The 24,342-nt window shown below is 70.0% G+C and carries 1 protein-coding gene; it reads left to right on the top strand.

The features are described from left to right. The first annotated feature begins 108 nt into the window (after window positions 1–108). On the top strand, window positions 109–24,339 hold the full coding sequence (locus AB0I53_RS10640; protein WP_358599716.1) for a type I polyketide synthase: 24,231 nt from the start codon (window positions 109–111) through the stop codon (window positions 24,337–24,339). Window positions 24,340–24,342 lie beyond the last annotated feature (3 nt).

Below are 24,342 nucleotides of genomic sequence, written 5' to 3'. Positions count from 1 at the left end.
ACGCTGAATCCCGACAACGACGACACCACCAGCTACGTCACCGCCCTCACCCGCGCGCACACCACCGGACTCAGCCCCAACTGGGCCACGCTCCTGCCACCGGCGCGAATGCTCGACCTGCCGACCTATGCCTTCCAGCGCCAGCGCTTCTGGCTCAACCCGCCGACGACCGAACGACCTGAGCAACTCGGCATGGCCACCACCGGGCACCCCTTCCTCATCGCCCGGATCACCACGCCCCACACCGGCGAAACCGTCCTCACCGGGCGGATTTCGCTCGACGCCCATCCCTGGCTCGCCGATCACACCGTCCAGAACACCGTCCTGCTCCCCGGCACCGCCTTCCTCGACATGGCGCTCCACGCCGCCGCTCAGGTCGGATGCCGGCTCGCCGACCTGAGCATCCACTCGCCGCTCGCGCTGCCCGACCACGGACACGTCGCGCTGCACATGGCCATCACCGCCGACGGCGACACCGGCCAGCGGACGTTCACCCTCTACTGCCGGTCGCAGGACGTCTCGGCGGACGAGGTTCATCCCGAGGAGTTCTGGACGCGCCACGCCACCGGCACCCTCGTGCCGAATGACGTTCCGCATGCCGTCGTGGACGACGTGTTCGCGGTGTGGCCGCCGGAAGGCGCGATTCCCGTTGCGACAGCGGATCTCTACGACCGGCTGACCGACCTCGGCTTCGACTACGGCCCGGCCTTCCGCGGGCTCCACGCCGCCTGGGAACGCGACGGCGAGGTCTTCGCCGAGATCGACCTTCCGGAGCAGCACGCCGCCCCGGAATGGGCAGTGCACCCGGCGCTGTTCGACGGGGTCCTGCACACCACGTTCCTGCTCGACTGGAGCGGCGACGAGGACGACCGGATCCGGCTGCCGTTCTCGTGGGCGGACGTCCGGCTGCGCGGACGGTGCCCGTCGCGGCTGCGCGTGCGGACATCGCGCACCGGCGCCGATACGGTGCGGATCATCGCCTCGGACGATTCCGGGAATCCCGTGGTGGAGGTCGAGTCGCTGACCCTGCGGCCGCTGGCCGGCGCTCCGCGACGTTCCGATTCCGGGCGCCTGTTCGAGCTCGACTGGCTGCCGATCACCGACGACCGGGCGGCCGATCTCGACACCGATGTCGTGCTGCTCGACTACCGGACCGCCGGGGCCGACGCGAACGAGGACATCCCGGCGCTGGTCGGGCGGCTGGCCGACGAGTTGCTGACCTGCGTGCAGAACTGGCTGCGCGAGGACGAAACGTCCGGCGAGCTGCTGGTATTGCTCACCGATCAGGCGGTCGCCGTCGGCGCCGAGGAGACCCCGGATCTGGCGACCGCGCCGTTGTGGGGGCTGCTGCGGTCCGCCCAGTCCGAGCATCCGGGCCGGATCCTGCTGGTGGACGTCGATTCCGAGGCCGACGCCGACACCGTCGAGCGGCTGATCGCCACGGCCGTGAGCCACGACGAGCCGCAGCTCGCCGCGCGAGGCGACGCGGTGTTCGTGCCGCGGTTGACGGCCTCGGCACCGGCGACCGGCGCGGTGCAGCTCTCCGGCGGGACCGTGCTCATCACCGGCGGCACCGGCGTCCTCGGCAGCGCCCTGGCCCGGCACCTCGCCGCGCAACACCCCGACTGCCACCTCCTCCTGGCCAGCCGTCATGGACCGGCCGCGCCCAACGCCGAGAACCTCCGCGACGAGCTCGGCGCTGCTGTCACCATCACCGCCTGCGACACCACCGACCCGCACCAGCTCTCCGAGCTGATCGGGAGCATCCCGGCCGAGCGCCCGTTGACCGGCGTCGTCCACACCGCAGGCGTGCTCGATGACAGCCCCATCCACGCACTCACCCCCGAACAGCTCGCCACCGTCCTCAAATCCAAAGTGGACTCCGCCTGGAACCTCCACCGCGCCACGCAGCACCACGACCTGGCCTTCTTCGTCCTCTACTCCTCGATCGCAGGTATCTTCGGCAACGCAGGGCAAGCCAACTACGCCGCCGCCAACACCTTCCTCGACGCACTCGCCCGGCATCGCCATGCCAACGGTCAACCCGCCCAGGCCCTCGCCTGGGGCCCCTGGAGCACCGACAGCGGCATGACGAGCGGCTTGGACCGGGGCGAGGTCGAGCGCCTCACTCGCGCCGGGGTCATGCCGTTGGCGGAGGCCGATGGTCTCGCGCTGTTCGACAGCGCTCTGCGCTCTGCCCGGCCGAATCCGGTGCCGCTGGATCTGGACCGCGCGGCGCTCAGGCGCTACTCGCGCTCGGCTTCCCTCCCGCCGCTGCTGAGCGAGCTGGTGCCCCGGCGCGATCGCGCCGCGTCCGGGCAATCCGGTGCTCTCGTCCAGCAGCTCGCGGACATGACGGATCGGCAGCGGCACAAGGCCCTGCTGGATCTCGTCCGGGCTCAGGCGGCGGCGGTGCTCGGTCATGCCGGTGCGGCGGCAATTCCCGCCGCCGGCCCGTTCCTGGACCTCGGCTTCGACTCCCTCACCTCGGTCGAACTCCGCAACCGGATCGCCACCGCCGCCGGCCTGCAACTCCCCACCACCCTCGCCTTCGACCACCCCACACCCGAAGCACTCGCCAACTACCTCGACGACCAGCTCCTACCTCGGACACACCAGGTCACCACCGCGCCGGCTCGCACGTCGACCACGGACGAACCCATCGCCATCGTCGGCATGGCGTGCCGCCTGCCCGGTGACGTGCACTCACCGGACGAGCTGTGGAAGCTGGTCGCATCCGGCACCGACGCCATCACCGGCTTCCCCACCAACCGCGGCTGGAACCTCACCACCCTCTTCGACCCCGACCCCGACAACCCCGGTACCAGCTACACCGACCACGGCGGATTCCTCCACGAGGCCGACCAATTCGACCCCGCTCCCTTCAACATCAGCCCCCGCGAGGCCGCGACGATCGACCCGCAACAACGACTGCTGCTCGAAACGTCGTGGGAAGCACTCGAACACGCGGGCATCAATCCGCAGGCCCTCCGCACCACCAGCACCGGCGTGTTCACCGGGATCATGTACCAGGACTACGGGGCCCGGCTGGTCCACCACATCCCGCCGGAGTTCGAGGGCTACGTGGGCAACGGCAGCGCGGGCAGCATCGCCTCCGGCCGCATCGCCTACACCTTCGGGCTGCAGGGCCCCGCCATCACCGTCGACACCGCCTGCTCGTCGTCCCTCGTCACCATCCACCTGGCCTGCCAGTCCCTCCGCTCCGGCGAATCGACGCTCGCCCTGGCCGGCGGGGCCACGGTCATGTCCACGCCAACGGTTTTCGTGGAGTTCAGCCGCCAGCGCGGGCTTGCGCAGGACGGCCGCTGCAAGTCGTTCGCCGCGGCGGCGGACGGCACCAGCTGGGCCGAAGGCGCCGGTGTGGTGGTGCTGGAGCGGCTTTCCGACGCCCGGCGAAACGGTCACCGCGTGCTGGCGGTGGTGCGCGGTAGTGCGGTGAACCAGGACGGCGCCAGCAACGGCTTGACCGCTCCCAACGGGCCATCGCAGGAGCGCGTGATCCGGCAGGCGTTGGCCAACGCCGGGCTCCGCCCGGCCGATGTCGACGTGGTCGAAGCACACGGCACCGGGACGTCGTTGGGCGATCCCGTCGAGGCGCAGGCGTTGCTGGCCACCTACGGCCGGCACCACACCGCCGAGAAGCCCTTGTGGCTGGGATCGTTGAAGTCCAACATCGGCCACAGCCAAGCCGCCGCGGGCGTCGCGGGCGTCATCAAGATGATTCAGGCCCTCCACCACGAAGAACTGCCCGCCACGCTGCACGCCGAGGAACCGTCACCGCACGTCGACTGGAGCAGCGGCAGCGTCGCACTGCTGACCGAGGCACAGCCGTGGCCCGAAGGCGACAGGCCGCGTCGCGCCGCCGTGTCCTCCTTCGGCGTCTCCGGCACCAACGCCCACCTCATCATCGAGCAACCACCCCAGGGCACCAAGTCCACAAAGGACGAGGCATCGCTTCCTGTCCCGTGGATGGTCGCCGCGCAGAGCCCCGAGGCCCTCCAGGAACATGCGGCTCGGCTGCTCACCCACCTTCGGAACGACTCCGACTGGACACCGCTGGAGGTCGGCTCGTCGCTGAGCTCGCGGGCGAACTTCGACTGCCGGGCCGCGGTCCTGGGAAGCGACCGCGAGGAACTGCTGGCCGGGCTGGAAACCATCGCCCGCGCCGGGGAAGGCCCCGGTGTGGTGCGCGGTATCGCGGTGGGCGATCCGAGTGCCGCGATGTTGTTGTCGGGCCAGGGAAGTCAGCGGCCCGGCATGGGCCGGGGGCTGTACGCGGCGTTCCCGGTGTTCGCGCAGGCCTGGGACGAGGCGTGCGCGCACCTGGACCCGCTGCTGGGGCTGGACCGGTCGCTGTCCGAGATCGTGTTCCACGGCCGGGCCGAAGAGGTCGAGCAGACGCTCGTCGCGCAGCCCGCGTTGTTCGTGCTGCAAGTAGCGCTGTTCCGGCTGCTGGCACACCACGGCATCGCCCCGGACCACCTCATCGGCCATTCCGTCGGTGAGCTGACCGCCGCCCACCTGGCCGGAGTGTTCTCCCTGCCGGATGCCGCCGTGCTGCTGGCCGGGCGGGCCCGGCTGATGCACACCCTGCCCGACACCGGTGTGATGGCCGGAATCCAAGCCGGCGAGGACGAGCTCACCGAGGCTCATCCCGAACTCCTCGACCCGCGCAGCGGTGTCTCCGTCGCCGCGATCAACGCACCTCGGTCCACCGTCATCTCCGGCGACCCCGACCCGGTGCGGGCCATCGCCGACCACTGGCGGGGCCAGGGCCGCACTGTCCGGGAACTGCACACCAGTCGGGCGTTCCACTCCGCTCACTGCGATCCGCTGGTCGACGAGTTGGAGCAGATCGCCGACCGGCTGACCTACCACCAGCCGAAGATCCCGATCATCTCCACCGTTACCGGAACCCCCACCGGCGACATCACCACCCCGGCCTACTGGGCCCGGCAGATCCGCCAGCCGGTCCGATTCCACCCCGCGCTCACCTGGCTGCACGAAAACCACACCGTCACCCACCACCTCGAACTCGGGCCCGACACCACGCTCACCACCCTCGCCCGATCCACTCACGACACGCCCGCACACCCCACGCTGAAGGCCGGCACCGACGACACCACCGCCTACCTCTCCGCCCTCACCCACGCCCACACCACTGGACTCAGCCCGCACTGGGCGGAGCTCCTGCCACGAGGTCGTGTTCTCGACCTGCCCACCTACGCCTTCCAGCGCCAGCGCTTCTGGCTGGAAGCGCCGCCTGGTGCCGTGCCGGAGCACCTGGGCATGACCACCGGCGCGCACCCGCTGCTCCCGGCCCGGGTCGAGTCACCGGACACCGACGAGACCGTCTTCACCGGGCGGATCTCGCTCGACACCCATCCCTGGCTCGCCGACCACGCCGTTCAAGACACCGTCCTGCTGCCCGGCACGGCCTTCCTCGACATGGCCGTCCACGCCGCCGCGGAACTGGACCTGGAGCTCGAAGACCTCACCGTCCACAATGCACTACCGCTCCCCCGGCACGACCACGTCACGCTGCGCCTGACCGTCAAACCGGATGGCGACACCGGTCGTTGCGCGCTGAACGTGTTCTCGCGCCGCGACGACGGGCCGTGGGCCAATCACGCGACCGGAACCCTCGGGTCGATCGGCCCGGCAAGCCCGGAACCGGATCTCACGAGCTGGCCGCCGGCGGAGGCGGAGCCGATCGACGTCGGCGACCTCTACGACCGCCTCGCCGACCTCGGCTTCGACTACGGCCCCGCATTCCAGGGCCTCCACGCCGCTTGGCGGCAAGGTGACGACCTCTACTCCGAAGTCGCACTCCCGGAAGATCACGGCACGGGCGCGTGGGGAATCCACCCGGCGCTGCTGGACGCGGCCCTGCACACCGCGTTCCTCGCCGCGGAAGGCGGACGCGCGCTGCCCTTCTCCTGGAGCGGCGTCCGCTTCCACCGCGCAAGCGCCCCGCGGCTGCGCGTGCACCTGCGTCGCACCGGTTCCGAAAGCCTGCGCGTCGACCTCGCCGACGAAACCGGGCAGCCTGTCGCCTCTATCGAATCGCTGACCCTGCGGCAGTTGACGACGCCGGTCGATCCCGACCGGCAGGGCAGCCTGTTCCAGCTCGCCTGGTCCGCCCGCACGTGGAACATCACCGGCGCGGCCCAGCGATGCACGTTCCACCGTCCTGGCGACGCGCTGGCCGTGGACTCTGAGGTCGTCGTCCTGGACTTCCGGTCGGCCGACGACGATCTGCCCGACGCGGCAACGCGATTGACCCGGGAGGCGCTCGCCCAGGTGCAATCCTGGCTCGACCGGGACTCCTCCACCCGCCTCGCGCTGCTCACCGCGGGTGCCGTGGCCGTGCGCCCGGGCGACGTCCCCGATCCGGCCACGGCGGCCGTGTGGGGCCTCTTGCGCCCGGCGCAGAACGAACATCCCGGCCGCATCCTCCTGATCGACGTGGATGCCGCGACGGAGAACGAGGCCGTCGAGCAGGCGATCGCCGACGCGCTGCACCACGACGAGCCGCAGATCGCGGTCCGCGACGGTGCGACGTTCGTTCCGCGTTTGCGGCCCGCGCCGGAGCCCGGCGAGGCGGCCTCGCCGGACCCGAACGGCACGATCCTCATCACCGGCGGCACGGGCGCCCTCGGCAGCGCCGTGGCCCGGCACCTGGCCGCCCGGCACACCGGCCGCCTGCTCCTCGTCAGCAGGCAGGGGCCTGCCGCCCCGGGAGCCGAGGCGCTGGGCCGCGAGCTGGGCGCGTCGGTCGACATCGTGGCCTGCGATGTCACCGATCCCGAGGCCGTGGACCGGCTCCTGGACGGCATTCCCGCCGATGAGCCGCTGACCGGTGTCATCCACACCGCGGGCATGCTCAATGACGCGCCCGTCCACGCCCTGCGCGACGAGCAGTTGACCGCGGTGCTGCGGCCCAAGGTCGACGCCGCGTGGAACCTGCACCGGGCCACGCTCGACCACGACCTCGCTCTCTTCGTGCTGTTCTCCTCGGCTGGCGCCGTGCTCGGCAACCCGGGGCAGGCGAACTACGCCGCCGCCAACACTTTCCTCGACGCGCTCGCCGAGTACCGGCGGGCCCACGGCCTGCCGGCGCAGTCCCTCGCGTGGGGCGCGTGGGCCACGGCGGACGGCATGACGGGTCAGCTCGACCAAGCCGCAGCAGATCGCGCGTCCCGGGCAGGCCTGCGAGCGTTCGACCCCGCTGAGGGCCTTCGCCTGTTCGACGACGCGTGCCGCACGCCGCTGCCCTACCTCGTGCCGCTCGGGCTGGACATGACGAGCCTGCGCGCCCACGCCCGCTCCCACGGCGTTCCACCGCTGCTGCAGGAGCTGGTTCCGCAGCGGCGCCGGAAGCCGGATGCGCGCATCCACCGGCTGGCGAACCTGCCGGAGCAGGAACGGGCACGGGCGGTGCTGGATCTCGTGCGCGGCCAGGCCGCCGCCGTGCTCGGCCACGGCGGGAGCCAGGACATCCCCGGCGACAAGCAGTTCCTGGAGTTGGGCTTCGACTCGCTCACCGCCGTCGAACTGCGCAGCCGGCTCATGGCCGCCACCGGGCTGAGCCTGCCGACCACCGTCGTCTTCGACCATCCGACTCCCGCCCGGCTGGCCGAGCACATCCGGGGATTCCTGACGAACGCCGGCACCCGGCGCAGCGTCGTCGCGTCCCGGAGCTCCGATGCCGAACCGGTGGCGATCGTCGGCATGGCGTGCCGGCTCCCCGGCAACGTGCACTCGCCGGACGAGCTGTGGGAGTTGGTGAGCTCCGGCACCGACGCCATCACCGGATTCCCCGCCGACCGCGGCTGGAACCTGGACGACCTCTTCGACCCGGACCCGGGCGCAACCGGCAAGTCGTACGCCCGGCACGGCGGGTTCCTGGACAACCCGGCGGCTTTCGACGCCGCGTTCTTCGGAATCAGCCCACGAGAAGCGCTGGCCATGGACCCGCAGCAGCGCCTGCTGCTGGAAACCACCTGGGAAGCGCTCGAACACGCCGGCATCGACCCCGAGACGCTGCGAGGCAGCAGCGCCGGCGTGTTCATGGGCATGATGTACCAGGACTACGCCACCCGGCTGGCCGGTAGTTCGCTCGGGGAGCTGGAAGGTTTCCTCGGCAACGGCAGTGCGGGCAGCGTCGCGTCCGGCCGCCTTTCTTACACCTTCGGGCTGGAAGGCCCGGCGGTCACCGTGGACACCGCGTGCTCGTCGTCGCTGGTAGCGATGCACCTGGCGTGCCAGTCGTTGCGGTTCGGGGAATCCACACTCGCCCTAGCAGGCGGCGTGACCGTCATGGCATCACCCGGCATCTTCATCGAATTCAGCCGCCAACGCGGACTCGCACAAGACGGCCGCTGCAAAGCATTCTCCGCCAACGCAGACGGCACCGGCTGGGCCGAAGGCGTCGGCATCATCGTGCTGGAACGCCTCTCCGACGCCGAACGCAACGGACATCACGTCCTAGCCGTCATCCGCGGCAGCGCGGTCAACCAGGACGGCGCCAGCAATGGACTCACCGCACCCAACGGGCCCTCACAGGAGCGCGTGATCCACCAGGCACTCGCGAATGCGGGGCTCACGCCATCCGATGTCGACGTCGTCGAAGCACACGGCACCGGAACCTCGCTCGGCGACCCGATCGAAGCCCAAGCACTCCTGGCCACCTACGGCCGGCACCACACCACCGAACGTCCCCTGTGGCTCGGATCGCTGAAATCCAACATCGGCCACACCCAAGCCGCCGCAGGCGTCGCCGGCGTCATCAAAATGGTCCAGGCCCTCCACCACGACGAACTGCCCGCAACGCTGCACGCCGACGAGCCCTCGCCCCACATCGACTGGACCAGCGGCAGACTCGCGCTGCTCACCGAACCCCAGCCGTGGCCGGAAACCGGCCGCACGCGTCGCGCGGCCGTGTCCGCCTTCGGCGTCTCCGGCACCAACGCGCACCTCATCCTCGAACAGCAAGAGTCCATACAGGACACTTCGGGATCCAGCGCGCCCACGGAGATCACCGTGGCGGATCGTGCGGACGCCGGTGCCGACGTCGTTCCATGGGTGATCTCCGCCAAGACACCGAAAGCCCTTGCAGCGCAAGCAGAACGACTGCACAGCCACTTGGTGCAGGGATCCGGCTGGACACCATTGAAGGTGGCTTGGTCACTGGCCACCACACGAGCCGCGCTCGAACACCGAGCAGTAATCCTCGGGCGCAGCCGAGACGAGCTGCTGGCCGAACTGCACACCCTGGCCCGCGGTAGCGACTCGCCCCGGATCATCCAGCGCAGCGGGCCCACGACACCAGACCCGGACCGCGTGGTGATGGTCTTCCCCGGCCAAGGCGGCCAATGGCCCGGCATGGGACGCCGGCTGCTCGACACCAACGCTGTGTTCGCCGCAGCCCTGAACGAGTGCGATCAGGCGCTTTCGCGGTACCAGGACTGGTCGGTCACCGACCTGCTCCGCAACGGAGGCGCACTGGAACGGGTGGACGTAATCCAGCCCGCCTTGTTCGCCGTCATGGTGTCCCTGGCCCGGGTGTGGCAGTCCTACGGGGTGCAGCCCGCAGCCGTCGTCGGGCATTCGCAAGGCGAGATCGCCGCCGCGCACATCGCCGGTGCACTCGACCTCGACCAGGCCGCCCGCGTCATCGCGCTGCGATCCCAGCTGATCCACACCCACCTCGCCGGGCACGGCAGCATGCTCTCCGCCGCGCTGTCCGTCGACGATCTCAAGCCGTACCTCGACTCGGAGCAGGTGTCGGTCGCGGCGATCAACAGCCCGACCGCCACCGTGCTCTCCGGCGACACCGACGCCATCCGCGCCGTTCACGCCGCGCTGACCGACCAGGGCATCCGATCGCGCCTGCTACCCGTGGACTACGCCTCGCACAGCCATCACGTGCATGCTCTCCAGCAACCGCTGCTGGAGCGGCTGGCCGGACTCACACCGCAAGCGGCCGAGATCCCGTTCTATTCCACCGTTACCGCCCAGGCGCTGGACACCACGACGCTCAACGCCGAGTACTGGTACACCAACCTCGCCACCACGGTGAACTTCCACGACACCACCACCCGACTCCACACCGACGGACACCGGGTCTACCTGGAGCCCAGCCCGCACCCAACGCTCACCCACCACATCGACCACCCCGACACGATCAGCGCGAACACCCTGCAGCGCGACCAGCCCGACACCGACACGCTCCTGGCCAACGCCGCCCGCCTCTGGGCCCACGGCACGCCCATCAGCTGGGCCGAGGTCCTGCCCTCCGAGCAGCACATCGCCCTCCCCACCTACCCGTTCCAGCGCGAGGACTTCTGGCTGACCGCGCCGAGCGCCGCGGGCGATCCGGCGCAGCTGGGGCTGACGGGCACGGGCCATCCGCTCCTCGCGGCGCGGACGGAGGTGCCGGACACCGGGGAGACCGTGTTCACCGGGAGCGTCTCGCTCGACACGCACCCATGGCTGGCCGACCACGCGGTGGGCGGAACGGTCCTGCTTCCCGGCACGGCGTTCCTCGACATGGCGCTGCATGCCGCCACGCAGGTCGGATACGACGGCGTTGACGAGCTCACCCTCCACGCACCGCTCGTGGTGCCGATGGACGGCCGGCTCACCGTGCATCTGACCATCGCCTCCGGCGAGCCCTCCTTGAGCCTGCATTCGCGAGACGAAAGCGACGGTTCCTGGACACGCCACGCCACAGGCGTGCTGCGCGAAGACGACGCGCTCGACGACGGTGACGACGCGTTCGCCGCGTGGCCGCCGCAGGGTGCCACGCAGATCGACATCGGCGATCTCTACGACGCGGTGTCCGAGCACGGCTTCGACTACGGCCCGGCCTTCCAAGGGCTCCACACCGCCTGGCAGCTCGGCGATGGCATCTACGCCGAGATCGGAGTCGCCGACACCGTCCGGGGCGTCGGCGAGTGGGCGATCCATCCGGCCCTGTTCGATGCCGCCCTCCACACCGCCTTCGTCGGCCAGGCCGAGCCCGCCGAGCCCCGAGTGCCCTACTCGTGGTCCGGCGTGCGCCTGCACCAGCGCGGCGCGGCACCCGCTCGCGTCCACATGAGCCGCACCGGCGCCGACACCATCCGGATCAGCACCACGGACGACACCGGCCGCCTGGTGGCGACCGTCGAGTCGTTGACGCTGCGCCCGCTGCCCGCCGTGCGCACCGAAGCACGCGGCGGCCTGTTCCAGGTCGCCTGGACGCCCGTGGCCGAAACGGCCGACGACACCGAACTCCCGGAGCTCGTCCTGCTCGACCACCGGGCATCCGGCGGCGAAGCCCTGCCGGAGCTGGTGGAACGACTGACCCTTCAGGCCCTCGAAGCGGTGCAGGACTTCCTGAGCCGCGCGGAGGCCTCCGCCGCCCGGATGGTGCTGCTCACCCGTGGCGCCGTCGCGGTCGACGAGTCGGAAGCACCTGATCCGGCGACCGCCGCGTTGTGGGGACTGCTGCGTTCGGCGCAGAACGAGCACCCGGACCGCTTCCTACTCGTCGACACCGATCCTCTCGATGACAGCGACGACGCCGCGCACCGGGCGATCGCAGCCGCGCTGCGGCACGGTGAACCACAGATCGCCTTGCGCGGCAACACAATCGTCGCGCCGCGCTTGACGACCGTCGATCCGCAGGACGGCGTCGCCCTGCCCGGCAACGGCACCATCTTGATCACTGGCGGCACCGGAGGTCTCGGTAGCGCCCTCGCCCGTCACCTCGCCACACGGCACACCGGGCACCTGCTCCTGGCCAGCCGGAAGGGCGCAGCCGCACCGGGAGCGGCGCAACTCCACGACGAGCTGCGGGCCCTAGGAGCAAACGTCAGCATCACGGCCTGCGACTTCACCGACGCCGATGCCGTTCAGCAGCTTCTCGACGGCATCCCGGCCGAGCACCCTCTCACCGGAGTCATCCACACCGCCGGCGTCCTCGATGACGCGCCGGTGCACGCCCTGCGCCCCGAGCAGCTGGCGGCCGTCCTTGCCCCGAAGGTCACCGCCGCCTGGCACTTGCACCAGGCCACCCGCGACCACGACCTGGCGATGTTCGTGCTGTTCTCCTCCGCCGCCGGGATCTTCGGCGCGCCGGGCCAGGCCAACTACGCGGCGGCCAACGCCTTCCTCGACGCCCTCGCCCAGCACCGGATCGCCCACGGCGCGCCGGCCCACTCCCTGGCGTGGGGCATGTGGAACACCAGCCAGAGCATGACCGAGCACCTGTCCGCCGTGGACCGGGACCGCATGGCCCGCGCGGGCGTCCTCGCGCTCGACCCCGACGAAGGCATGCGGCTGTTCGATGCGGCCTGCGGCACCGCGCGGCCGGTTCTGGTGCCGCTGCGGCTGGATACCGGAGTGCTGCGCGCCCATGCGCGGTCGTCCACCCTTCCACCGCTGCTGAGCGACTTGGTTCCGCACCGGCGTCGCGGCACCAACTCCCGCTCGCTCGCCGGCCGATTGGCCGGAATGTCCGAAAAGGACGCCATGCGCGTCCTCGTGACCCTGGTGCGCGACAACGTCGCGATCGTGCTCGGGCACGACAGCCCGGACGGGATTCCCGCCGCCCGCGCTTTCGCCGAGCTCGGCTTCGACTCGCTCACCGCGGTGGAGCTGCGCAACCGGCTCGGGGCGGCCACCGGCCTGCGGCTGCCCACCACCCTCGTCTTCGACCATCCCACGCCCGGTGCGCTCGCCGCGTTCCTGCACGGCGAGCTGCTCACCCGCCGTTCCCGCGCGGTGGTCACGCGCGCGGCCGCCGACGAACCGATCGCCGTGGTCGGCATGGCATGCCGCCTGCCGGGCGGCGTGGATTCGCCGGAGCGGTTGTGGGAGCTGGTGGCTTCGGGAACCGACGCGATCTCCGGGTTTCCCACCGGTCGCGGCTGGGATCTGGACGCGATCTTCGACCCGGATCCCGACGCGACGGGGAAGTCGTACGTCCGGCACGGCGGATTCCTGCACGACGCCGACCAGTTCGACCCGGCGTTCTTCGGCATCAGCCCGCGAGAGGCGCTGGCCATGGACCCGCAGCAACGCCTCCTGCTGGAAACCACCTGGGAGGCGCTGGAGCGCGCGGGCATCGACCCGACCGGACTGCGCACCAGCGCCACCGGCGTCTTCACCGGGCTGATGTACCAGGACTACGGGATCCGGCTCGCCGGCCAGGCGCCGCCGGAGGTCGAGGGATACCTCGGCAACGCGGGCAGCGTCGCGTCCGGCCGGATCTCCTACCTGCTGGGACTGGAAGGCCCGGCGGTCACCGTGGACACCGCCTGCTCGTCGTCGCTGGTGGCGATGCACCTCGCATGCCAATCGCTGCGGTCGGGCGAATCGACGCTCGCGCTGGCCGGCGGTGCCACTATCATGGCCACACCCGGGATGTTCATCGAGTTCAGCCGCCAGCGCGGACTCGCGGTAGACGGGCGCTGCAAGGCGTTCTCCGCCGACGCCGACGGCACCGGCTGGGCTGAAGGCGCGGGCGTGGTGGTGCTGGAACGGCTCTCCGACGCCGAGCGAAACGGCCACCACGTCCTGGCCGTGATCCGCGGTAGCGCGGTCAACCAGGACGGCACCAGTAACGGGCTCAGCGCGCCCAACGGCCCGTCGCAGGAACGCGTCATCCAGCAGGCGCTGGCCAACGCGGGACTCACGGCCGCCGATGTCGACGCCGTGGAGGCCCACGGCACGGGAACGTCGCTGGGCGACCCGATCGAAGCTCAAGCGCTGCTGGCGACCTACGGCCAGCACCACACCGCCGAACACCCCTTGTGGTTGGGGTCGTTGAAATCCAACATCGGCCACGCCCAAGCAGCCGCAGGCGTCGCGGGCGTCATCAAGATGGTCCAAGCCCTCCACCACGACGAGCTGCCTGCCACGCTGCACGCCGAGACGCCCTCGACGCATATCGACTGGAGCAGCGGCGCGCTCGCGCTGCTCACCGAACCCCAGCCGTGGCCGGAAGGCGACCGGCCGCGCCGTGCCGCCGTCTCCTCCTTCGGTGTTTCCGGTACCAATGCCCACCTCATCCTCGAACAACCATCGCGGACCGAGAAGTCCACACAGGACAGCGGTGCTAGCGAGATCTTGGTCGTGGACACCGCCGAAGGCGGCGACGTGGTGGCGCCGTTGGTGATTTCCGCCAAGACACCGGAAGCCCTGCGCGACCAGGCGGCGCGCCTGCACACCTACCTCCGCGATCGGGGCGACTGGAATCCGTCGGATGTGGCGTGGTCGCTCGCCACCACCCGGGCCGCGTTCGAGTACCGCGCCGTGGTGCTCGGCGGGAACGCCAACGAGTTCCTCACCCGCCTGCACGCACTCGCCAGCGGCGAAGCATCGCCGGGTCTGGTGCGCAATGCGGCCCCCGTGACAGCGGATGCCGACCGTCTGGTGATGGTCTTCCCCGGCCAAGGCGGCCAGTGGCCGGGCATGGGCCGGGAACTGCTCGACACCAGCCCGGTGTTCGCCACAGCCCTGACCGAGTGCGATCAGGCGCTGTCGCGATACCAGGACTGGTCAGTCACCGAGCTGCTCCGCGAGGGAAGCGCACTGGAACGCGTCGACGTCATCCAGCCCGCCCTATTCGCCGTCATGGTGTCCCTCGCACGGGCATGGCAGGCATTCGGGATCCAGCCCGCCGCAGTCGTCGGCCACTCCCAAGGCGAAATCGCCGCCGCACACATCGCCGGCGCACTCGACCTCGACCAAGCCGCCCGCGTCATCGCACTGCGCTCACAACTGATCCACACCCACCTCGCCGGACACGGCAGCATGCTCTCCGCACCGTTGTCAGTCGACGACCTGAAGCCACACCTCGACTCGGAGCGAGTGTCGGTGGCCGCGATCAACAGCCCCACCGCCACCGTGCTCTCCGGCGACACCGAAGCCCTCCACCGCCTCCACGCCACGCTGACCGACAAGGGCATCCGATCGCGCCTGCTGCCCGTGGACTACGCCTCCCACAGCCACCATGTGGGAACACTCAAGCAACCGCTGCTGGAGCAACTGGCCGGACTCACACCGCAAGCCAGCGAAATCCCGTTCCACTCCACCGTCACCACCCAGGCGCTCGACACCACCACGCTCGACGCCGGCTACTGGTACACCAACCTCGCCACCACGGTCGATCTCCACCGCACGATCAGCGAACTCCACGCCACCGGGCACCGCACGTACCTGGAGCCCAGCCCGCAGCCGACGCTCACGCACCACATCAACACCACCGCAGCCGACGCGATAACCGCGACCACCCTCCACCGCGATCACCCCGGCACCGACACGCTGCTGACCAACGCCGCTCACCTGTGGGCCCATGGCACGCCCATCGACTGGGAAGCCGTCCTGCCCAACCGCGAGCGCATCGCGCTGCCCACGTATCCCTTCCAGCGTGAGCGTTTCTGGCTCGAACCGGCCACCAACCACGCCACCGCAGAGGTCTCTCAGGACGACACCGGATTCTGGGAAACCGTCGAGTGCGGCGACGCAACGGCACTCGCCGCCGCACTCGACATCGACGAAACCACCCCGCTACGCGACGTGCTCCCCGCACTCGCCACCTGGCGAGACCAACAACGCCACGACACCGTCGCCCACGCCTGGCGCTACGACATCACCTGGGAAACACTCCCCGAACCAGCCGCCGCCACCCTCACCGGCACCTGGCTCATCATCACGCCGCCCACCGTGGCGCGAACCCCGGCCGCGCACACCGTGACCCAAGCGATCAACGCCCACGGCGCGCAAGCACACGAAATGGTCCTCGACACCGCGGAACCGATCGGCCGAGACGCCTTCGCGGAACTCATCCGCGGCGAACTCGACGACATCGCACCACCGGCCGGGATCATCTCACTCCTCGCCATCCCCGACGAAGAATCCTCCACAGAGGACACGAGCGCGGAAACCGCCGTGCGCGTGGTCACGTCCACGGTGGCTCTGATCCAGGCCCTAGGTGACCTCGACATCACCGCACCGCTCTGGTGCCTCACCCGAGGCGCCATCACCACCAGCCAACACGACCCGCTCACCCACCCCGCACACGCCACCATCTGGGGACTCGGCCGCGTCACCGCCCTCGAACACCCCCACCGCTGGGGCGGACTCATCGACCTCCCGCACACGCCCGACCACCACACCACCACCCGGCTCGCCGCACTCCTCGCGCACAAAACCGAAGACCAAACCGCCATCCGCCCCACCGGCACCCACACCGCACGACTCACCCGCACACCCAAGCCCACGGCCAACCCCACGCCCTGGAAACCGACCGGCACCGTCCTGGTGACCGGCGGCACGGGCGGAATCGGAAGCCAGGTGGCGCGCTGGCTGGCCCAACAGGGCGCCCCGAACATCGTGCTCGCCAGCCGTCGCGGCGAAAACGCGCCCGGCGCAAGCGAACTTCAGGCGGAACTCGTCGAGCTGGGCAGCCGCGTCACCATCACCGGCTGCGATGTCACCGATCGCGATGCCGTGGCGGAGCTACTCGACTCCGTGCCGGAGGAGTTTCCGCTGTCGGCGGTGTTCCACACCGCGGGCACCCTCGACGACGCCACCATCAACACCATCCGACCCGATCAGATCGCGCACATCCTGCGCCACCGCGTCGACAGCACCACCCACCTCCACGAACTCACCTCACACCAGAACCCGCTGATCGTCCTGTTCTCCTCCATCGCCGCCACCTTCGGCGCACCAGGCCAAGGCAACTACGCACCCGCGCACGCCTACCTCACCGCATACGCCCAACACCACCGACGCAACACGATCAGCATCAACTGGGGCCTGTGGCACGACCAAGGCATGGGCGAGATCCACAACACCGGCATGCGTCACGGCATCCAGCCCATGGACCCCAAGACCTCGCTGCATGCCCTGCACACCACTCTCACCCACCACCACACCGCGCCGATCATCACCGACATCAACTGGGACCGGTTCCACGACGCCTACACCGCCACCCGCCCCAGCCCATTCCTCACCCACCACCAACCCGTCACCGCTTCGGCCGCCGAGAGCACGACAACGCTCCACCAAGAACTCGTCGCGCTGCCCGCGCACCAGCGACACACCCACCTCCTCGACCACATCACCCACCACACCGCCAACATCCTCAACCACCCCAATCCCAGCACCATCCCCACCCACCACACCTTCCACCAGCTCGGATACGACTCCGTCACCGCCATCCAGCTCCGCAACCAACTCGCCACGACCACCCAGATCCCACTCCCCAGCACCCTCATCTACGACCACCCGACACCCACCCAACTCGCCACTCACCTGCTTTCCCAACTGGTTTCCAGTGGTCCACATTCGACAGTGGTGACGGCTGCTCGCACGGAATCGGTGGATGAGCCGATCGCGATCGTCGGCATGGCATGCCACTTCCCCGGCGGCGTGAACACGCCCGAACACCTCTGGGACCTGGTGAGTTCCGGCGCCGACGCGATCACCGGATTTCCCGCCAACCGCGGCTGGAACCTCGACGACCTCTTCGACCCGGATCCCGATGCCGTCGGGAAGTCGTACTCCCGGCACGGCGGGTTCCTCGACAACCCGGCAGGATTCGACGCCGCCTTCTTCAGCATCAGTCCGCGCGAAGCACTCGCCATGGACCCGCAGCAGCGCCTCCTCCTCGAAACAACCTGGGAAGCGATCGAAAACGCCGGAATCAATTCCGAAGCCCTTCGCGGCGTCAACGCGGGCGTGTTCACCGGCACCAACGGCCAGGATTACGTGGCCGTGCTGCGCCAGGACCACGAGCAGTTCGAAGGCTTCGTCGCGACGGGGAACACCGCGAGCGTCATGTCGGGCCGGATCTCCTACGTGCTCGGCTTGGAGGGCCCTGCGGTCACGGTGGACACCGCGTGCTCGTCGTCGCTGGTGGCGATGCACCTGGCGTGCCAGTCGCTCCGGTCGGGCGAGTCCAGCCTGGCCTTGGCCGGGGGCGCGACCGTGATGGCCACGCCCGGCATCTTCCTGGAGTTCAGCCGCCAGCGGGGCGTGGCGCGGGACGGCAAGTGCAAGGCGTTCGGATCCGGTGCGGACGGCACGGTGTTCTCCGAAGGCGTCGGCGTGGTGGTGCTGGAGCGGCTCTCCGACGCCGAGCGCAACGGCCACCGCGTTCTAGCGGTGGTGCGCGGCAGCGCGCTGAATCAGGACGGCGCGAGCAACGGGCTCACCGCTCCCAGCGGCCCCTCGCAGGAACGCGTCATCCAACAAGCACTCGCCAACGCCGGACTCACACCTACCGACATCGACACCGTCGAAGCGCACGGAACCGGAACAGCTCTCGGCGATCCGATCGAAGCGCAGGCGCTGCTCGCGACCTACGGTCGGCACCACACCACCGAGCGTCCCCTGTGGCTGGGCTCGCTGAAGTCCAACATCGGCCACACCCAAGCCGCCGCAGGCGTCGCCGGCGTCATCAAAATGGTGCAGGCACTCCACCACGACGAACTGCCCGCAACGCTGCACGCCGAGACACCCTCGACGCATGTTGACTGGAGCGGCGGCACCGTCGCGCTCCTTTCCCAACCGCAGCCCTGGCCGGATGTCGACCGGCCTCGCCGCGCCGCTGTGTCGTCCTTCGGTGTCTCCGGAACCAACGCCCACGTCATCCTGGAGCAGCCATCGAGCGGCGATGAATCCACAAAGGACACCGATGCTTCGGATGAACCAGTGGAATCCGTCGAGGGGATCAGCGACGCGTTGGTGCCATGGGTGATTTCCGCCAAGACGCCGGAAGCGCTTGAGGCATACGCGAAGCGCCTGCACATCCACCTCAGCGGCCAGCACACCTGGGACGCGGTGGATGTCGGGGCGGCCCTGAGCAAACGCAGCGGCTTCGCGCACCGCGCCGTCCTGCTCGGCCACGACCGCCACAACTTCCTCCAACACCTGCACGATCTCGCCAACGGCAACGAGGCACCGGACGTCATCCGAACCACGCAGGTTCCCACCAACGGCACCGACCGCATCGTCATGGTCTTCCCCGGCCAGGGCGGCCAGTGGCCCGGCATGGGACGCGAACTGCTCGACACCAACCCGGTCTTCGCCGCCGCCATGACCGAATGCGATCAAGCGCTTTCGCGGTACCAGGACTGGTCGGTCACCGACCTGCTCCGCAACGGAGGCGCACTGGAACGGGTGGACGTCATCCAACCCGCGCTGTTCGCCGTCATGGTGTCCCTCACCCGGGTATGGCAGTCCTACGGAGTTCAGCCAGCCGCCGTCGTCGGCCACTCCCAAGGCGAGATCGCCGCCGCACACATCGCCGGCGCGCTCGACCTCGACCAAGCCGCCCGCGTCGTCGCGCTGCGATCGCAGCTGATCCGCACCCACCTCGCCGGGCACGGCAGCATGCTCTCCGCTCCGCTCTCCACCGACGACCTTGAGCCCTACCTCAAGTCAGAACGGGTGTCGGTCGCGGCGATCAACAACCCCACCGCCACCGTGCTCTCCGGCGACACCGACGCCATCCACGAACTCCACCGCTCGCTGACCGATCAGGGCATCCGATCGCGCCTGCTACCGGTGGACTACGCCTCGCACAGCCACCACGTCGAGGCCCTCCGGCAGGCCCTGCTGGAGCGGCTGGCCGGAATCACGCCACAGCCCAGCGAGATCCCGTTCCACTCCACCGTCACCACCCAAGCACTCGACACCACCGCGCTCGACGCGGACTACTGGTACACCAACCTCGCCACCACGGTGAACTTCCACGACACCATCACCCGACTCCACACAACCGGGCACCACACCTACCTGGAGCCCAGCCCGCATCCCACCCTCACCCACCACATCAACCACCCCGACACGATCGCCATCGCGACCCTCCGTCGTGACCACAACAGCCGGCACCAGTTGCTCGCCAACCTCGCTCTCGCTCACACCCACCACGTCACCGTCGACTGGACGCCGCACCTCCCGAACCCCCGGCACATCGACCTGCCCACCTATGCCTTCCAGCACCAGGACTTCTGGCTGTCGCCGCGCTTCTCCGCCGGCGATCCCGACGACCTCGGCCTGACGGCCACCGGACATCCGCTGCTCACCGCGCGAACCGACGTGCCCGGCACCGGTGAAGCCCTCTTCACCGGCAGGGTTTCCGTTCGGACGCATCCGTGGCTGGCCGAGCACGTGGTCCAGGGCCGGGTGATCCTTCCCGGCACGGTGTTCGCCGAGATGGCGCTGCACGCGGCCGAGGACCTCGGCGACCACGAGGTCGAGGAGTTGGTCCTGCAGAGCCCGTTGACGTTGTCCGAGGACGAGCAGGTCACCCTGAACCTCGTCGTCGCCCGCGATGACGAGTCGGGCCGCCACACCATCACGGTCCACTCCCGGTCCGGCGACGAAGACTGGATCTGCCACGCCACGGGAACCCTCGTCGCACAAGGCAATTCCCTCGACGAGGAGCCGACTTTCGCGGAATGGCCGCCGCGGAACGCCACCCCGATCGACGTCCTCGGGCTCTACGACGACCTGGCCGACCACGGCTTCGAGTACGGGCCGACGTTCCAAGGGCTGCACAGCGCATGGCAACGCGGTGACGACGTCTACGCCGAAGTCGGCCTCGACGAGGACCACCAGGGCGAATGGACCGTTCACCCGGCGCTGCTCGACGCCGCTCTGCACACCGCGTTCCTGATCGGCTGGAACACCGGTCTCCGGATGCCCTTCTCCTGGAAGGGAGTTCGCGTGCACCGCGGCGCGACCCGGCTACGGGTTCAGCTGCGCCGGCTCGACGATGACGCGCTGCAGATCGTCACCACGGACGAGCGCGGGCAGTTCGTCGCCGGTATCGACTCGCTGACCCTGCGCCCGGTGACCGGCCCCGCGCACGACCCGCTGTTCCGCCTCTCCTGGCTACCGCACGGCCTCGTCGAGGACGAAGCCGTTGCGGCGCAGTGGGTGCACATCGCACCGGATGCGGACCTGGACGAGCTCTGCCAACAGCCCGTGCCGGACGTGGTGGTCGCCGACTTCCGCGCCATCGAGCGGTGCTCCGGTGTGCCGGGCGCGGTGGCGCGAACGGCACAGCAGGCCTTGGATCTGGTGCAGGCCTGGCTGACCCGCGAGGAACTCGCCTCGACCCGGCTCGTCTTCGCCACCCGGAACGCGGTGGCGGCGCAGCCAGGTGAGGTGCCGGACCTGGTCACCGGCCCGCTGTGGGGCCTGCTGCGCGTAGCGCAGAACGAGCACCCCGACCGCATCCTGCTCATCGACACCGACCCCGGCGCCGATCTCGACGATGCGGTGAGGCGGGCTGTCGGCATAGCGCTGCGTCACGGCGAATGGCAGCTCGCGGCGCGGGGCGACGCGATGCTCGTGCCCCGCCTGACCCGCACCCGGGACGCTCTCACCCCGCCCGAGGGCCATGCGTGGCGGCTGGATGTCGCCGAACGGGGCAGCATCGACAACCTGCACCTCGCGGAGTTCCCCGAAGCCAACGCCCCACTCGCGGCCGGTCAGGTACGGGTCTCGGTGCGGGCGGTCGGGCTGAACTTCCGCGACGTCCTCAACACCCTCGGCATGTACCCCGGCACCCCGCCCCTCGGCGCCGAAGGCTCCGGCGTCATCGCGGAGATCGCCGACGACGTGCCTGGCCTGCGGGTCGGAGACCGGGTGTGGGGCATCCTGCCCGGCGCGATGGGCCCGCTCGCGATCACCGACCACCGGCTGCTCGCCCGCGTGCCGCAGGGCTGGACCTTCGCCCAGGCCGCCACCACCTCCGCGGTCTTCCTGACCGCCTACCACGCGCTGCACGACCTGGCCGAAGTCCAACCTGGACAGAAGGTCCTGGTGCATGCCGCAGCAGGTGGTGTCGGCATGGCCGCCATCCAGCTCCTCCAGCACTACGGCGCCGACATCTACGCCACCGCCCACCCCACCAAGTGGGCCACACTGCGCGAACTCGGCATCCCCGACGACCGCATCGAGTCCTCCCGCACCGCGGAGTTCGCCACCCGATTCCCCGCCATGGACGTCGTGCTGAACTCCCTCACCGGAGACCTCCTCGACGCCTCGCTGGATCTCCTCACGCCCGGCGGGCACTTCATCGAGCTCGGCAAGACCGATCCCCGCGACCCCGCCGAACACCCCGGACTGCACTACCACGCCTTCGACCTCACCGAAGTCGAGCCCGCCGACCTGCAGGCCATGCTCGGCGACCTCACCGCGCTGTTCGATCAAGAACACGTCAGCCCGCTGCCGGTGACCGCGTGGGACATCCGCCAGGCCCCGGAAGCCTTCCGTCACCTCAGCAACGCCCGCCACACCGGCAAACTCGCACTCACCATCCCCACGACACCCGAGCCCCGAGGCACCATCCTCATCACCGGCGGCACCGGCGCCCTCGGAAGCACCCTCGCCCGCCACCTCGCCACACAACACACCGGGCACCTCCTCCTGGCCAGCCGCCAAGGCCCGGCTGCACCCAACGCCGAGAACCTCCGCGACGAGCTCACCGCCCTTGGCGCGACGGTAACCATCACCGCCTGCGACACCTCCGAGCCCCACCAGCTCACCAACCTGATCGACAACATCCCGGCCGAACATCCATTGACCGGCGTCGTCCACACCGTCGGCGCACTCCACGACAGCGCGCTCCACGCGCTCACCGCCGACCAACTGGCCGACGTCCTGAAATCTAAAGTGGACTCCGCCTGGCACCTCCACCAAGCCACCCGCCACCACGACCTGGCGTTGTTCACCCTCTACTCGTCCGCCGCAGGAATCCTCGGCAACCCCGGCCAGGCCAACTACGCCGCCGCCAACACCTTCCTCGACGCACTCGCCCAACACCGCCATGCCCGAGGACTTCCCACCCAGTCCCTCGCCTGGGGCCCCTGGGACACCACCAGCGGCATGACCCAGCACCTCACCCACACCGACCGGGATCGCATGGCCGCCGGCGGCGTGCTCCCCTTCGGCCGCGATGACGGCATGGCCGCCTTCGACGCGGCCTGCGGCCTGCCCGATCCGCACGTCGTGCCGCTCCGCCTCGACGGCAAGGCGCTGCGCTCCCACGGCGATGCGCTTCCGCCGCTGTTCGGCGAGGTGGTCCGGCGTCGTGCCCGGGACGGTCGCCGCAGCAACGGGCCGGAGCGCGAAGCGCTCCTCCACCGGCTGGCGAACCTGCCCGAGGCGGAGCAGCGGCAGGCCCTGCTGGAGCTGGTCTGCTCCCGCGCCGCCGTCGTCCTGGGCCACGCGGATCCCGGGGCGATCACCGCGGACCGGCCGTTCCTGGAGCTCGGCTTCGACTCCCTCACCGCGGTGGAGCTGCGCAACCGGCTCGCCACCGCCACCGGCCGGCACCTGCCGACGACGCTGGTCTTCGACCACGCCACGCCCGCCGAACTGGCCGAGTTTCTCCGGAAATCCCTGGAAACCCGAGGAGATCCGGTACCTCGGCAGCGCACCGGCGAAGAGTCGAGCGCGGCCGACGACGAGCTCGTCCGCGCCTACCGGCAGCTCGGCGATCTGGGCCGGTTCGAAGAGGGCATCGAGCTGCTGAAGATCATGTCGAGGCTTCGTCCGACATTCGACGCGGGCGCCCGGGACGCAGCGGTGGACGCCGTGCCGCTCACGAGGGGCGGCACGGGGCCAGGCCTGATCTGCTTCCCGTCGCTCGTCTCGCCGACCAGCCCCTACCAGTTCGCCCGGTTCGCGTCGGTGTTCCGCGACCAGCGGCCGGCCCAGGTGCTGCCGACCCCCGGCTACCAGCACGACGAGCCGCTGCCCGCGACGCTCGCCGCCGCCATCGAGACCCAGGCCGACAAGGTCCTCGACTGCGCCGACGGCGATCCCGCCGTGCTCGTCGGCTATTCGTCAGGCGGCTGGTTCGCCTACGCCGTCACCGCGCTGCTGGAGCAACGAGGCCTCGCCCCGGCGGCGCTGGTGCTGCTCGACAGCCCCGCGCCGGGAGGCGACTGCTTCGCGCAGATGGCCCAGGTCGCCCACCGCCTGGACGGCACGCTGCCGAACCTGCGCACCGATCACGCGCAGCTCACCGCGATGGGCGCATACCTGCGGCTGTTCGAGGACTGGACGCCCGGGCCCGTGTCCACTCCGCTGCTGTTCGTCCACCCGGAACGGGAAACGCCCGACTTCCCGCGGAACCTGTCCACCGACACCACGCCAGGTGACCGGCACGTGCTCCTCGTGCCGGGCGACCACTTCACCATGATCGACCGCCACGCCGAGCAGACCGCGTCGCTTGTGGACGGATGGATCACCACGAATTTCGAGCACCGCGACGAGTGCCCGAAAGTCCGCTGAGAG

The organism is Saccharopolyspora sp. NPDC050389, assembly GCF_040655595.1.
Classification (GTDB): Bacteria; Actinomycetota; Actinomycetes; order Mycobacteriales; family Pseudonocardiaceae; genus Saccharopolyspora.
Note: the sequence above shows the minus strand (reverse complement) of the source record. Positions and strands in the feature narration are given on the sequence as shown.

Bases quoted from the DNA above. Each gene is read 5' to 3' on its own strand.
- AB0I53_RS10640 (WP_358599716.1), top strand. From the start codon at position 109: ATGCTCGACCTGCCGACCTATGCCTTCCAGCGCCAGCGCTTCTGGCTC.